General features: G+C 73.7%; 8 protein-coding genes and 1 tRNA gene. 4 read left to right on the top strand and 5 right to left on the bottom strand.

Annotated features, from left to right (window positions below):
* The first annotated feature begins 41 nt into the window (after positions 1-41).
* Genes AB8735_RS20755 through AB8735_RS20740 form a run of 4 tightly spaced genes read left to right on the top strand, consistent with a single transcriptional unit; the run spans position 42 to position 4,261 of the window.
* Positions 42-1,349: a pitrilysin family protein gene (locus tag AB8735_RS20755; RefSeq protein ID WP_344018878.1), complete on the top strand. Its 1,308-nt coding sequence runs from the start codon at positions 42-44 to the stop codon at positions 1,347-1,349.
* A complete protein-coding gene (locus tag AB8735_RS20750; RefSeq protein WP_372408753.1) occupies positions 1,346-2,731 on the top strand; it encodes a M16 family metallopeptidase in 1,386 nt (461 codons plus the stop codon). The genes AB8735_RS20755 and AB8735_RS20750 overlap by 4 nt, the downstream gene beginning before the upstream one ends.
* 10 nt (positions 2,732-2,741) lie before the next feature.
* Entirely contained in the window at positions 2,742-3,365 is a 624-nt protein-coding gene (locus AB8735_RS20745) for a flavoprotein (protein ID WP_372408752.1), read from the top strand.
* The gene (locus AB8735_RS20740) at positions 3,362-4,261 is read left to right on the top strand and encodes a hypothetical protein (RefSeq protein ID WP_372408751.1); all 900 of its coding nucleotides are present in this window, start codon (positions 3,362-3,364) and stop codon (positions 4,259-4,261) included. Before AB8735_RS20745 ends, AB8735_RS20740 begins: the two co-directional genes overlap by 4 nt.
* Positions 4,262-4,336: 75 nt before the next feature.
* Here AB8735_RS20740 and AB8735_RS20735 read toward each other — a convergent pair.
* The 5 genes from AB8735_RS20735 to topA form a co-directional block, all read right to left on the bottom strand.
* Positions 4,337-4,410: transfer RNA gene (locus AB8735_RS20735), tRNA-Thr, on the bottom strand.
* 128 nt (positions 4,411-4,538) lie between these two features.
* Entirely contained in the window at positions 4,539-6,113 is a 1,575-nt protein-coding gene (locus AB8735_RS20730) for an alpha/beta hydrolase (RefSeq protein ID WP_372408750.1), read from the bottom strand.
* A gap of 317 nt (positions 6,114-6,430) precedes the next feature.
* A complete protein-coding gene (locus AB8735_RS20725) occupies positions 6,431-7,651 on the bottom strand; it encodes a DNA polymerase III subunit delta' (protein WP_344018888.1) in 1,221 nt (406 codons plus the stop codon).
* 118 nt (positions 7,652-7,769) lie between these two features.
* Positions 7,770-11,183: a dTMP kinase gene (gene tmk, locus AB8735_RS20720; protein WP_372408749.1), complete on the bottom strand. Its 3,414-nt coding sequence runs from the start codon at positions 11,181-11,183 to the stop codon at positions 7,770-7,772.
* A gap of 152 nt (positions 11,184-11,335) precedes the next feature.
* A complete protein-coding gene (gene topA / locus AB8735_RS20715) occupies positions 11,336-14,167 on the bottom strand; it encodes a type I DNA topoisomerase (RefSeq protein WP_372408748.1) in 2,832 nt (943 codons plus the stop codon).
* Between the last annotated feature and the right edge of the window lie 173 nt (positions 14,168-14,340).

Genomic DNA, 14,340 nt, shown 5'->3' with positions numbered 1-14,340 from the left:
CCGGGCCGCGGCCGTAGGAACCGGAAGAGAGTTGTCGCACCATGCCGGAGGAGCACGCCGTGCCGGAGGAGTTCGCACCGCCCTCCTGCTTCACGCTGCCCAACGGCCTGCGGGTGGTGCTCTGCCGACGCGGCACGACGCCCGTGGCGGCCGTGTGCGTCCACTACGACGTGGGGTTCCGGTCCGAACCGGAAGGGCGCGGCGGGTTCGCCCACCTCTTCGAACACCTGATGTTCCAGGGGAGCGAGAGCGTAGGGCGTTCCGAGCACTTCACGATCGTGCAGAGCTCGGGCGGAACGGCCAACGGATCGACCCGCCAGGACTACACGGAGTACTACCAGATCGCCCCCGTGTCGGCCCTCGAACGGCTGCTGTTCCTCGAGGCGGACCGCATGCGGACGCTGCGGCTCACCCAGGACTCCCTCGACACCCAGGTCGCAGTGGTCGAGGAAGAGATCAAGCTGAACGTCCACGACCGCCCCTACGGCGGATTCCCGTGGACGAACCTCCCCTCGGTGCTCTACCGGAAATTCTCCAACGCCCACAACGGCTACGGCGACTTCGCCGACCTCCGGCGCGCGACGCTGGAGGACTGCGCCGCCTTCTTCGACGCCTACTACGCGCCGTCCAACGCGGTGCTCACCGTCGTCGGGGACATCGACCCGGCCCGCACACGGGACTGGGTGGCCCGGCACTTCGGCGACATCCCGGCACGGCCGACCGCGGCACGGCAGGACCTCCGGGAGCCCCTGCCGGCGGAACCGCGGCACGGCAGCCTCACCGACCGGCAGGCGCCCCTCCCGTCCACGGCCCTGGGATACCGGCTGCCGGACCCCGGGGCCGGGCGCGAGCGCTACCTCGGCCACATCGTCCTGGCGGCGCTGCTGGGCGGCTCCTCGGGACGCCTGAGCCGCCGCGCGCTCGCCCGGGACATCAGCCTCACCACGGCCGCCGCCCAGTGCGGGTTCTTCGGCCCCCTCGACGCCCGCGACCCCGACACCTTCGTCGTGACCGCCCGGCATCCCTCGACCGACCACCGGGCCGTGGCCGGGGCGGTCGCGGCCGCGCTGGAGGACCTCGCGGACCCGGGACCGACGGACCGGGAAGTGGCCTCCGTGATCCGCGGGACCGCCGCCCGGTGGCACCGGAAGCACGACAACGTCCTCACCCTCGCGAGGGCGGTCGGGGCCTCCGCACTGCTCCACGGCGAACCGTCGCTGCCGACGGAGTTCCCCCGGCTCCTGGCGTCCGTCACCGGCGCCCGCGTCCGCGACGCGGCCGGAACGCTGGCCGGCAGCCGGCCCGCCACCCTCGCGCTCCGCACACGTCACACCGGAGGTGCACGGTGACCGGCCCGACGACGCCCATGCTGACGTCGCCCGCCGCCTACCGGCCGCCGTCCGCCCTCGCGGGCAGCGGCTCCGGCCCCAGGCCCCTGCCTCCCCTGCGCCCGGGGGACGGGCCCGCCTTCCCCCGGGTCGTCGAGAGGCGGCTCCCCTCCGGGCCGCGCGTCCTCGCGGTGCCCGCCATGGGCACCCCGCTCGTCGAGGCGCGCGTCCTCGTTCCCCTCTCGGCCGGCACACCGCGGCAATCGGTGACGGCCGAGCTGCTGACGACGACCGCCTTCACCGGAACCGTGCGCGCCGGCGGCCGCGCCGTCCCCTGGGACTCGGCCCTCACCACCGGCCGTCCCCAGGTGCAGCGCATGGCGGAGTGGCTGCTGGTCGCGGGACACGCACCGGCCGACGAGCTCGACCGGCTGCTCGCTCTGCTCGCCGCGTGGCTGGCCGCTCCCGAGATCCCGGAGGAGCGCCTCGCGCAGGAACGCGAGCGGCTGTCCCAGGCCCTGGCGATCCTCGACGCCCAGCCCCGGCGCATCGCCCTCCGCGCACTCAACCGGGCCCGCTACGGCGATGCGGAGGCCTTCGGCGCATGGCCGACGGCCGACGTCGTCGCGGGCATCACCGCGCAGGACGTGCGCGAGGCGCACCGCGACTGCCTGTCCCTCGCCGGGGCCCGCGTGGTCGTCGTGGGGAACGTCGACGCCGGCACCGCGTCCGACGCCGTGGCCCGCGCCTTCTCCGGCCTCCCCGCGGGGGGCCCGGCGGCTCCCGCGCCCGGGACGGCACCCGCCGGGCGCCTGCGGCTGGTCCCGCGGCCCGGGGCCACCCAGTCGCACGTGGCGCTGTCCTGCCGCTCCCTGCCCTTCAGCCACCCCGGCTACCCGGCGCTCGCCGTGGCCAACGCGGTCTTCGCCGGGTACTTCTCGTCCCGGCTGGTGGCGAACATCCGGGAACGACGGGGCCTGGCCTATCACGCGCTGTCCCGCTTCGACCGCACGCTCGGCATTCCCTCCGTCGTCACGGAAGTGATCTGCGGAACGGACTCGACCGGACCCGTGGTGTCCGAAATCCTCGGCGAACTGGAGAGAACGGCGGAGAACCCGCCCACCCGACGGGAGATCGAGGACGCCCGTAACTATCTCAACGGCTCGCTGCTGACGGCCACCGCCTCACAGTCGGATCTCGCCAACCTCATTGCCTCGCTGTGCTGCTGGGAAGTCGACCCCGGCTGGATCCAGGAATATCCGCAGCAATTGCTGGAAGTGACGGCCGACGAGGTCGCGGCGGCCTGCACGGAATTCTTCGGGCCCGGCCCCGAGGCCGGAGTCGTCGTCGGGAACACGGCTGCCACGGGACCTTCCCTCGCACGATTCGGATTCACGGAATAGGAGATCGGGCGTGACCGACCGAGAAAACCCACAGGCAGGCCTCCCTGCCCCGGAATTCACGGCCGAGCGGCTGCTCGTCATCGGCACCGGCGCGGTCCACGTGGCTCATCTGCCCACCTGGGCGGGATGGCTGCGGAGGAGCTATCCCCACCTGGAGATCCGGACGGTGGTCACCCGCAGCGCCGAACGCTTCGTCACCCGGTCCGCCCTGGCCGCTCTCGGCGGCGGCGAAGTGCTGCTCGACGCCTGGCCGGAAGGGGCGACGACCAGCGCCCTGCACGTCGAACTCGCCCAGTGGGCCGACGCGGTGGCCGTCTACCCGGCGACCATGGACTTCATCCGCCGGTTCGCCACCGGCGCCGCGGACACACCGGCCATGCTCGCCCTGCAGTGCACACGCGCCCCCATCGCCATAGCCCCCGCCCTTCCCCCCGGCGGACAGGAGAACGAGGTACTGCGCGGGCATCTCACGTCACTCGACGCCCGGCGCAATGTGACGGTCGTCCCCACCGTCCCCGGCCGCAGCATCACGACCGGACGGGACGACGCCGCCGTGCCACCGCCCCTGCCCGTGGTGATCAGCCAACTCGCCCGGAAACAGGCGCCCTTGCTCCCGGCCGGCGGCACCGCGTGAAGGTCGACGAGTACGGCACCGGACAGCTGCACACCGAGATCTTCGCGACGGAGGACAACTGCTTCCTCTGGCGCAGGAGGCACCTGGTGGGCGGGACCGCGACAGCAGTGGCCGTCGGCATAAGGGACGCCGAATTCCTGGACTCCTCACCCCACTTGGCGGTGGGCAGGCCCGACGGGGACACGGTCGTCTACACGGCACCCGGCAGCAGATCCCTGGCCCGCATCATCTGGCCCCCCGCTCCCGCACAACTCCCGCCGACCGCGGCGATGACCACCGTGGGACGCGCGCTGCGCGACCTCAACACCTGCACCACCCCCCTCACCGCCCCCGGCCCGCCGCCCGCCCTGGGCCGCCTCAGCCGATGGCTCCGGACGGGCGACGGGAAGGACGGGGCGGCACGACTCCACCAACTGTGCACGGACCGCATGGGCCCGACACAACTGCGCACTCTGGACGACTGGTGCCACGCGGCCTCCGCGGGAACCACCGGGCACGTCCTGCTCCACGGCGAGCCCTCGCTGGGGCTCGTGGTGCCCGGCCCCGACGGACACGACACCGTGCTGCTCACCGGCGAGAGCCTGTGCCACGGACGGCCCGAACACGACATGGGCTGGCTGCTGGGCGAACTCGCCGAGATGGCCGACGTGGCGGCCCGGCACCTCCCGGACGGGACGACCACCCCCTTCGCCGCGATGGCGGAAGCCCTGTCGGCAGGCCGCGACTGGACCCCGGACCCCGTACTGCTCGGACGCACCGCCACGCTGCGCCGCATGGCACACCTTGTGGACTTCGCCGGCCACGTCGGCTGGAGCGACGGGATCACCGGTTACGTCGACACCCTGGCCGCCCTGGTCGGGGACGACGGGCGAACGGTGCTGTCACCCCTGCAATAGGGGCCCAGGAAGTGCCATAGGGTCCCAGAAAGACAAAAATCCCAGGTCGGCAATGCCTGACCTGGGATTTCACAGAGCCGCCTTCGGGATTCGAACCCGAGACCTACGCATTACGAGTGCGTTGCTCTGGCCAACTGAGCTAAGGCGGCGCGCTGCCTGGCCGGGATGCGGCGTCGGCAGCGCGCCCAGTCTACACAGTTCCGGAGGGTGCTCCGCACCACGGCGTCGCACGGGGGTGCGAACCGCCCGTGCGACGGGACCGAGGCGGAGACCGAGGTCAGGAGCAGCGGCGGGAGGCGGGCGGCGGGGTGCGGGTGAGGAGGTAGGAGTCGACCGCCTCGTCCACGCACTCGCTGCCGCGGGTGTAGGCGGTGTGGCCGTCGCCGTCGTAGGTCAGGAGACGGCCGGAGGAGAGCTGGGAGGCGAGGGCGCGGGCCCAGGGGTACGGCGTCGCGGGGTCACGGGTGGTGCCGACGACGAGGATCGGGGCGGCGCCGCGGGCCGTGATGCGGTGCGGGTGACCGGTGGGGTGGACGGGCCAGTAGGCACAGCCGAGGGAGGCCCAGGCGAGGGCCTCGCCCAGGACCGGGGACACCTTGCGGAAGGCGGGGAGCGCCTGGCGGACACCGTCGGGGCCGCGGAAGGCGGCGGGGGCGTCGAGGCAGTTCACGGCCGAGTTGGCGGCCATGAGGTTGGAGTACACGCCGCGCTCGTCGCGCTCGTAGTACGCGTCGGAGAGGGCGAGCAGCACCGTGCCGTCGCCGCCGGCTGCGTCCGCGAGGGCCTTGCGGAGGGCGGGCCAGGCGCCCTCGTCGTACATCGCGGCGATCACCCCGGTGGTCGCCAGGCCCTCGGTGAGGCGGCGGGAGTCGCCCGCGGGCAGCGGGTGCCCGGAGAGGCCGGCGAGGAAGGCCCGCAGGTGCTTGCCGGCGTCGTCGGGGCCCGAGGTGCCCAGGGGGCAGTCGACGTGGCGGGCGCAGTCGCGGGCGAAGGAGGTGAACGCGGTCTGGAAGCCCGCCGCCTGTTCCCGGTTGACGCGCTCGGCACCGAGCGAGGGGTCGAGCGCGCCGTCGAGGACGAGCCGGCCCACCCGGGAGGGGAAGAGCTCGGCATAGGTGGCGCCGAGGAACGTGCCGTAGGAGGCGCCGACGTAGTGCAGCTTGCTGTCGCCGAGGAGCTCGCGGAGGACGTCCATGTCGCGGGCGGCCTCGACGGTCGAGACGTGCTTCAGGATGCGGCCGGCATGGGTGGCGCAGCCCTGGGAGAACTTCTTGAGGTTCGCGACGTAGCTGCGCGCCTGGGCGGTGGTCCGCGGGTTGGGGTCGGCCTGGGCGTAGCGGTCCATCTCGCTGTCGGAGAGGCAGGTGACCGGGGTGCTGCGGCCCACGCCGCGCGGGTCCACCGCCACCAGGTCGTAGCGGGCCCGGATCTCGGCGGGGTACTTCGTGGCCGCATGGCCCTGCAGGTAGCCGATCGCCGAGCCGCCCGGGCCACCCGGGTTGACCAGCAGCGATCCGAGGCGGGCGGAGGGGTCGGTGGCCCGCTTGCGGGAGAGGGCGAGGGTGATGTCGCCGCCGTGGGGGGCGGCGTAGTCGAGGGGGACCTTCATCGAGGCGCACTCGAAGCCCGCGCCCTTGCCGGTGCAGGAGTGCCAGCTGAGCTTCTGGGCGTAGAACGGCCGCAGGAGGCCGGCCGGATCGGCGGCGAGGGTGGTGCCCGGTTCGTCCCGGTCCTGCGGTCTCGCCGCCGCGGACGCGGTCGGCGTGGACGGGCCGGCGGTGAGCGCGGAGAGCAGCAGGGCCGCCGCGGCGGCCAGGGTGCCGGAGGTACGGAGCAGGCGACTGGTGTCCATCGGCTGGTCCCTCTGTGTGGCAGAAAGTGGCAGACAGGTGGGCGTGCGGCATGCGACGGCGAAACGGGGTGCAGCGCGAAAACGGGGTGCAGCGCGAGACGGATGCGGCCGCGCAGGCCGATTCCGCGAGGGAGACCCCTCGGATCGGGCTCGGGTGTACGGAGCGTATCTGTACGCCCACCCGATTTCGCCGGGCCGGGCCTACAGGTCGGCTCATAAGGGTGAGGATTCACCCGGGCTGTGGTGTTCCCGTCGCCGCTGTGCCTACCGGTGGCCCGGCGGGCGGGCTGAGGCGCACCGGCGCGGCCCGGCCTGCCTCAGCCCGCCCGCAGGGCCACCGTCATCGCCTCGACCGCCAGCAGGGGGGCCACGTTCCGGTCGAGCGCCCGGCGGCAGGCGGCGATCGCCTCGATCCGGCGCAGCGTCGCCTCCGGCCGCGAACCGGCGGCGATCCGCTCCAGGGCGTCCCGCATGTCCGTGTTGGCCGGCGCGCCGCGGGAGCCGAGCTGTATCGCGAGGACGTCGCGGTAGAAGCCGGTGAGCTCCGTGAGGGCGAGGTCCAGGCTGTCGCGCTGGGTACGCGTCGAGCGGCGCTTCTGCCTGTCCTGGAGATCCTTCATCACACCGGCCGTGCCGCGCGGGAGCCGCCCGCCGGTGCCGGCCGCCGCGCCGAGGGCGGCGCGCAGCTCCTCGGTCTCCTTGGTGTCGATCTCCTCGGCGACCTGCTTGGCATCCTCGGCCGCGGCGTCGATCAGCTCCTGGGCGGCCTTGAGGCAGCCGCCCATGTCGTCGACGCGCAGCGGCAGCTTGAGCACGGCCGCGCGGCGGGCGCGGGCGCGCTCGTCCGTGGCGAGGCGGCGGGCCCGGCCTATGTGGCCCTGGGTGGCGCTCGCCATGCGGGCGGCGAGCTCGGGCTCCACGCCGTCCCGGCGGACGAGGACGTCGGCGACGGCGGCGACGGACGGCGTGCTCAGATTGAGCGACCGGCAGCGGGAGCGGATCGTCGGCAGCACGTCCTCGATGGACGGCGCGCAGAGCAGCCAGACCGTCCGCGGGGCGGGCTCCTCGACGGCCTTGAGGAGCACATTGCCCGCGCCTTCGGTGAGGCGGTCCGCGTCCTCCAGGACGATCACCTGCCAGCGGCCGCCGGCGGGCGACAGCTGGGCGCGGCGGACGAGCTCGCGGGTCTCCTTGACGCCGATGGACAGCAGATCGGTGCGGACGATCTCGACATCCGCGTGCGTCCCGACCAGCGTCGTGTGGCAGCCGTCGCAGAACCCGCAGCCGGGACCCGCGCCGTACGCCCGGTCCGGGCTGACGCACTGCAGCGCGGCGGCGAAGGCGCGCGCCGCCGTGGCACGGCCGGAGCCGGGCGGGCCGGTGAACAGCCAGGCATGGGTCATCCGGGAGCCGGCCGGGGTCTCCACCGGGCCGTCCGCCGACTCCGCCGCCGTGACCAGCGCGTCCGCGTCACGGGCGGCAGCGGTGAGCTGCTCCGTGACCCGGTCCTGCCCGACCAGGTCGTCCCACACCGCCATGGCTGTCCTCCGCGCCGATCGTTCTGCGTTCTGCCCCGGTCACCCATTGTGAGGCACCCCACTGACAGCGGGGCCCGGAAGCGGCGGCGGGGCCCCGTACGAGGGCCCCGCCGTTCCTTCACTTGCCGCGTCGCCGCGGGCCCTTCCTGCCGGAGTCGTCGCGTCCGGCCTCGTCGCCGTCGTCGCCGCGCGAACCCAGGAGGTCGTCGGCGAGCGTCGCGTCGTCGGCCCACTCGGGGCGGCGCCACGGCTTGCGCGGGGTCTGCTGCCCGGCCGGCTCCCCGGCGTCGTCGACCCGCGGCATTTCACGCGTGCGCATGTTGTCCGACTCGTCCGCGGAGGGCGTGGAGGACGCGGAGGGCTTCGGTGCGGATGCGGACGAGGACCCGCCCCCGGCCGCCGGCCCCTCCGGGCGGAAAAGCCAGTCGGGGACCCGGTCCACCGGATCCTCGCGGCGGTCCGGAGCGGGCTTCGTACCCGCGTCGTCCGCCGCGGATCCCATGCCCCAGGTGACCCGCTGCGGGGCCGGACCGGCGGACGGCGCGGCGGGCGGGGAGGGCTTGCGCGGCGGCACCGGGGGCAGCACGGCGGTCTCGTCCTCGGACCGCGCGCCGCCGGTGACGGGCGGCAGCACCGCGGTCTCGTCCGCGGACCCCAGCGGCAGCACCGCCGTCTCCTCGCCGGAACCATCCGGGGCACCCGCGGCATCCGCCTCGTGCGGGTCCGCACGGTGCACGATCGGCGATTCGACGGTCAGCGTCTCGTCCGCGTCCCGCATCCGCACGGTCTCCCGGGGGTCGGGCCGGTGCACGGACGGGGCCGGGAGCTGCTCGGTCCGCTCGGCGTCGGCGCGCACGGACGCCTGCTCGACCGTGGGCACCTCGTCGGGCGTCTCCTTGGACAACGTGAGCTTCGGCCCGGCGGGCCCGGCCCCGGAAGGTTCGGGCTCGGAGGGTTCGGCCCCGGAAGACTCGGCCATCCGCGCCGCCTCCGCGGCCAGCAGTGCCTCCTCCGCCGCACGCTGCTTCTCGCGGCGCCGCTCCTCGGCCTCCGCGCGCAGCCGCGCCTCCTCGGCGGCCTGCTTGCGCAGCCGCTCCTGCTCCTCGGCGCGGACCCGCTCCTCCGCCTCGCGGCGCCTGCGCTCCTCCTCGGCGGCCCGGCGGGCCTCCGCCGCGCGCTCGCGCGCCTCCTCGGCCTGGCGCTCGGCCTCCCGGCGCGCCTCCTCCTCGGCCTCGCGGCGCTTGCGCTCCTCTTCCTCCGCGCGCAGCCGCGCGAGCTGCTCCCGGCGCTCGCGCTCCAGCCGCTCCTCCTCGGCCTTGCGCGCCGCCTCCTCCTCGGCCTTGCGCCGGGCCTCCTCCTCGGCGGCCCGGCGGGCCTCCGCCAGCGACTTCTCCTCGGCCGCGGACAGCGGGAGGTCCTGGTCGAGCCGGTGGCGGACGACGGTGGTGACCTCGTCCGGCTCCTGGCCCGCGTCCACGACGAGGTAGCGCGCGGGGGCCGCGGCGGCCAGCGCCAGGAAGCCGCTGCGCACCCGCTGGTGGAACTCGGCCGGCTCGGACTCCAGCCGGTCCGGCGCCTCGGTGAAGCGCTCGCGGGCGGTCTCGGGCGAGACGTCCAGCAGCACCGTCAGATGGGGGACGAGCCCCTCGGTCGCCCAGCGGTTGATGCGGGCGATCTCGGTCGACGACAGATCCCGGCCGGCGCCCTGGTAGGCCACGGACGAGTCGATGTAGCGGTCGGAGATGACGACCGCGCCGCGCTCCAGGGCGGGCCGCACGACGGCGTTGACGTGCTCGGCGCGGTCGGCCGCGTACAGCAGGGCCTCCGCGCGGTCCGACAGGCCGGCGGACGCGACGTCCAGCAGGATCGCGCGCAGCCGCTTGCCGATCGGCGTCGCGCCGGGCTCGCGGGTGACGACGACCTCGTGGCCCTTGGAACGGATCCACTCGGCGATGGCCTGCACCTGGGTGGACTTGCCGGCGCCGTCGCCGCCCTCGAAGGCGATGAAGAAGCCGCTGCGCGACGGCGCCTGGGCGGGGTCGCCGTCGCGGACGGCGTCCAACAGGTCGCGGTGGAAGGGCACGCCGTGCCGGTCGTCGGTCCTGCCCAGGACGAGCGCGCCCACGGGCAGCAGCAGCGCGCCGATGAGCATCAGCGTGAACGCCGCACCGCCGTGCGCGAAGACGAAGCTGCCGCTCTCGGCCCGGTGCGGGCCGATGAGGGCGGCCAGGGCGGGCGCGACGACCGCGCCCAGCGCCACGGTGACGCGGACGACCGCGTGCAGGTGGGCGGTCGTCCGCTCCCGCGCCGCGTCCTCCGTCTCCTGGTCGAGGAGGGTGTGGCCGGTGTTGGCGACGACGCCCGCGGCGACACCCGCCAGCAGGACGAGCAGCAGCACGGTCGTGGCGTCGGGCACCAGCCCGGCCACCAGCAGCGCCAGGCCGGTGACGCCGAGCGCCAGGGCGAGGAGCCGGCGGCGGGAGAACCCGGGCAGGATCTTCGCCGCGGCGCGGATGCCGACGACGGGACCGCCGGTGAGCGCGAGGACCAGCAGCCCGAAGGCCACCGGGCCGCCGCCCAGGTCGTACGCCTGGAGCACCGCGACACCCACCGCCGCGGCGACGGCCCCGGCGACCGCGGCGCAGGACAGGACGAAGACCGGGATGCCGCCCGTGCGGCCCTTGTCGGGCCCCTGGGCGCCCTTGGGCCGGCGCAGTCCCTCCAGCGGGGACCGCGGGGCGGGAGCCTGTGCGCCGGGGAGCGGCAGGAAGTGGACGATCACGCCGGACGCGTTGAACAGCGCCGCCGCGAGGTACGAACCGAGAGCCGCCTGGTGCAGGTGGAACCAGTCGATGCCGGATCCCAGCAGATTGCTGACCAGCGTGATGGCGATCAGCGCGGCCGCCGCCACGGGCACGGCGACGAAGGAGGTGCGCAGCGAGAGCCGGCGCAGCGCGTCCCGGTGGTCCGGCCCGGGCCGGACGGGGTCGTCCCCGGGGGGCGCCCCGGGCAGCAGCGAGGGCGCGATGCCGTCCTTGGCCACGGTCCACACCCGCTCGGCGGCGCCGAGGAGGAACGCGGTGGCCAGTACCGCGACGAGCGCCTTCTGCTCGGTGAAGTCGATCCACACCGGCGCGACGGCCAGCAGGAGCGCCCGGACGGCGTCGGCGCCGATCATGGTCCAGCGGCGGTCGAGGGGACCCGCGGGGGCGAGCAGCGAGGAGAGCGGGCCCAGCAGGACCGCGCCGAAGAGCACCGTGGCGAGCAGCCGCGCGCCGATGACGGCGGCGACGGCGAGGGCGGCCCCGCGGTAGCCGCCGCCGAAGGAGCCCGCGGTCACGGCCGCCTGGAACGCCAGGAGCAGCAGGACCAGCACGCCGAGGGTGTCTCCGACCCCTCCCGCCGCCTGGGCGCTCCACAGCCGCTTCAGCGACGGGATGCGGAGCAGGGCACGGACGGCGCGCTCACGGGAGTCCGCGGCCAGTGTCCCGGAGGGGGAGGTGACCACTGTTGGCTGCTCGGCTCGCGTCATCCTGCCAGCCTATCCGGAGCGTCTCAATACGGACCTCCACGACGAACAGGCGCTCGAAGGGAGCCGGAGGAAGGGCCCGGAAACAGCGGGGCGGCGGAACCGGAATCCGGTCCGCCGCCCGCCCGCCTGTACGACGATCCTGTACGACGACGTCACTCCGCCTTGGCGGCAGCGGCCTTCTTTGCGGTGGTCTTCTTGGCCGCCGTCTTCTTCGCCGTGGTGGTCTTGGCCGCCGTCGTCTTCTTGGCAGCCGTCTTCTTCGCGGCGGTCTTCTTCGCCGGGGCCTTCTTGGCCGCCGCCTTCTTCGCGGTCTTCTTGGCCGGACCCTTGGCGCGCTTCTCCGCCAGCAGCTCGTAGCCGCGCTCCGGCGTGATCGTCTCCACGTCGTCGTCCCGGCGCAGCGTCGCGTTCGTCTCGCCGTCCGTGACGTACGGGCCGAAGCGGCCGTCCTTGACCACGACCGGACGCTCGCTGACCGGGTCGGTGCCCAGCTCCTTCAGCGGCGGCTTGGCCGCGGCGCGGCCGCGCTGCTTGGGCTGCGCGTAGATCGCCAGGGCCTCCTCCAGCGTGATGCCGAAGATCTGGTCCTCGCTCTCCAGGGAGCGCGAGTCCGTGCCCTTCTTCAGATACGGCCCGTAGCGGCCGTTCTGCGCGGTGATCTCCACACCCTCGGCGTCGGTGCCGACGACGCGCGGCAGCGACATCAGCTTCAGCGCGTCGTCGAGGGTGACCGTGTCGAGCGACATGGACTTGAAGAGCGAGGCCGTCCGCGGCTTGACCGCGTTCTTGCCGGTCTTCGGGGTGCCCTCGGGCAGCACCTCGGTGACGTACGGGCCGTAGCGGCCGTCCTTGGCGATGATCGCGTGGCCCGACTGCGGGTCGGTGCCCAGCTCGTACTCGCCGCTCGGCTTGGCGAAGAGCTCCTCCGCGTACTCCACGGTGAGCTCGTCCGGCGCCAGGTCGTCCGGGACGTCCGCGCGCTGGTGGCCCTCGGAGTCCTTCTCGCCGCGCTCGACGTACGGGCCGTAGCGGCCGACGCGCAGCACGATGCCCTCGCCGACGGGGAACGAGGAGATCTCCCGGGCGTCGATCGCGCCGAGGTCGGTGACCAGCTCCTTGAGACCGCCGAGGTGGTCGCCGTCGCCGTTGCCCGCCGCGGCCGCCTTGCCGGAGTCCTCCGAGCCCTCGCCGAAGTAGAAGCGGCGCAGCCACGGCACGGCCTGGGCCTCGCCGCGGGCGATGCGGTCGAGGTCCTCCTCCATGGAGGCGGTGAAGTCGTAGTCGACCAGCCGGCCGAAGTGCTTCTCCAGCAGGTTGACCACGGCGAAGCTCAGGAAGGACGGGACGAGCGCGGTGCCCTTCTTGAAGACGTAGCCGCGGTCGAGGATGGTGCCGATGATCGACGCATAGGTCGACGGACGGCCGATCTCGCGCTCCTCCAGCTCCTTGACCAGCGACGCCTCGGTGTAGCGGGCGGGGGGCTTGGTCGCGTGGCCGTCGGCGGTGATCTCCTCGGCCGTCAGCGCGTCGCCCTCGGCGACCTGCGGCAGCCGGCGCTCGCGGTCGTCGAGCTCGGCGTTGGGGTCGTCGGCGCCCTCGACGTAGGCCTTCATGAAGCCGTGGAAGGTGATCGTCTTGCCGGACGCGCTGAACTCGGCCTCGCGGCCGTCGCTCGCTCTGCCCGCGATCCTGACGGTGACCGAGTTGCCGACCGCGTCCTTCATCTGGGAGGCGACGGTCCGCTTCCAGATCAGCTCGTAGAGCCGGAACTGGTCGCCGGTCAGCCCGGTCTCCGCGGGAGTGCGGAAACGATCACCCGAAGGACGGATGGCCTCGTGCGCCTCCTGGGCGTTCTTGACCTTCCCCGCGTAGGTGCGCGGCTTCTCCGGCAGGTAGTCCGCGCCGTAGAGCTGGGTCACCTGCGCCCGGGCGGCGCCCACCGCGGTGTCCGAGAGCGTCGTGGAGTCCGTACGCATATAGGTGATGAAGCCGTTCTCGTACAGCTTCTGGGCCACCTGCATGGTCGCCTTCGCACCGAAGCCCAGCTTCCGCGACGCCTCCTGCTGGAGGGTGGTGGTGCGGAAGGGGGCGTACGGGGAACGGCGGTACGGCTTGGACTCGACCGACCGGACGGCGAACGAGGACTGCTCCAGGGCGGCGGCCAGGGCACGGGCGTTCGCCTCGTCCAGGTGCAGCACCTGGGCGGCGTCCTTGAGCCTGCCGTTCGCCCCGAAGTCGCGGCCCTGGGCCACGCGCCGGCCGTCGACCGAGGTCAGCCGGGCGACGAGGGAGGCGGGGTCGGACGTGTCGCCGCCACGGCCGGTGCCGAAGGTGCCGGTGAGGTCCCAGTACTCCGCGGAGCTGAACGCGATGCGCTCGCGCTCGCGCTCGACGACCAGCCGCGTCGCCACGGACTGCACCCGTCCGGCGGACAGCCGGGGCATGACCTTCTTCCACAGGACCGGCGAGACCTCGTAGCCGTAGAGGCGGTCGAGGATGCGGCGGGTCTCCTGGGCGTCGACCAGCTTCTTGTTGAGCTCGCGCGGGTTGGCCACGGCGGCCTGGATCGCGTCCTTGGTGATCTCGTGGAAGACCATCCGGCGGACCGGGACCTTGGGCTTGAGGACTTCCTGGAGGTGCCACGCGATGGCCTCGCCCTCGCGGTCCTCATCGGTGGCGAGGAAGAGCTCGTCGGACTCGGCCAGCAGTCCCTTGAGCTTCTTGACCTGCTCCTTCTTATCGGCGTTGACGACGTAGACGGGCTGGAAGTCGGCGTCCACGTTCACACCGAGGCGGGCCCAGGGCTCGCCCTTGTACTTCGCGGGGACCTCGGCCGCCCCGTTCGGCAGGTCACGGATGTGCCCGACGCTTGCCTCGACGACGTATCCGGGGCCGAGGTAGCCCTTGATCGTCTTCGCCTTGGCAGGCGACTCGACGATGACGAGTCGGCGGCCGCCCTGTGCGGTCTCGCTGGTCGGGGACAACTTCGCTCTTCTTCCGGTCGCAATCGGCATGGGAGTTGCGGTGACGCTGCGGAGTGTGACGGTACATCCCGCCCTCGTGTCAAACGGGGAAAGCCCGCAACGCCACTCGAACGGTAACCCGACAAGCGTCCTGTCTGCCGCCCGGACCGTCACACCACCGGGAGGAACGCGCC

It is taken from the genome of Streptomyces luteireticuli (genome assembly GCF_041519305.1).
Classification (GTDB): domain Bacteria; phylum Actinomycetota; class Actinomycetes; order Streptomycetales; family Streptomycetaceae; genus Streptomyces; species Streptomyces luteireticuli.
This window is presented reverse-complemented; position numbering and strand designations above follow the sequence as displayed.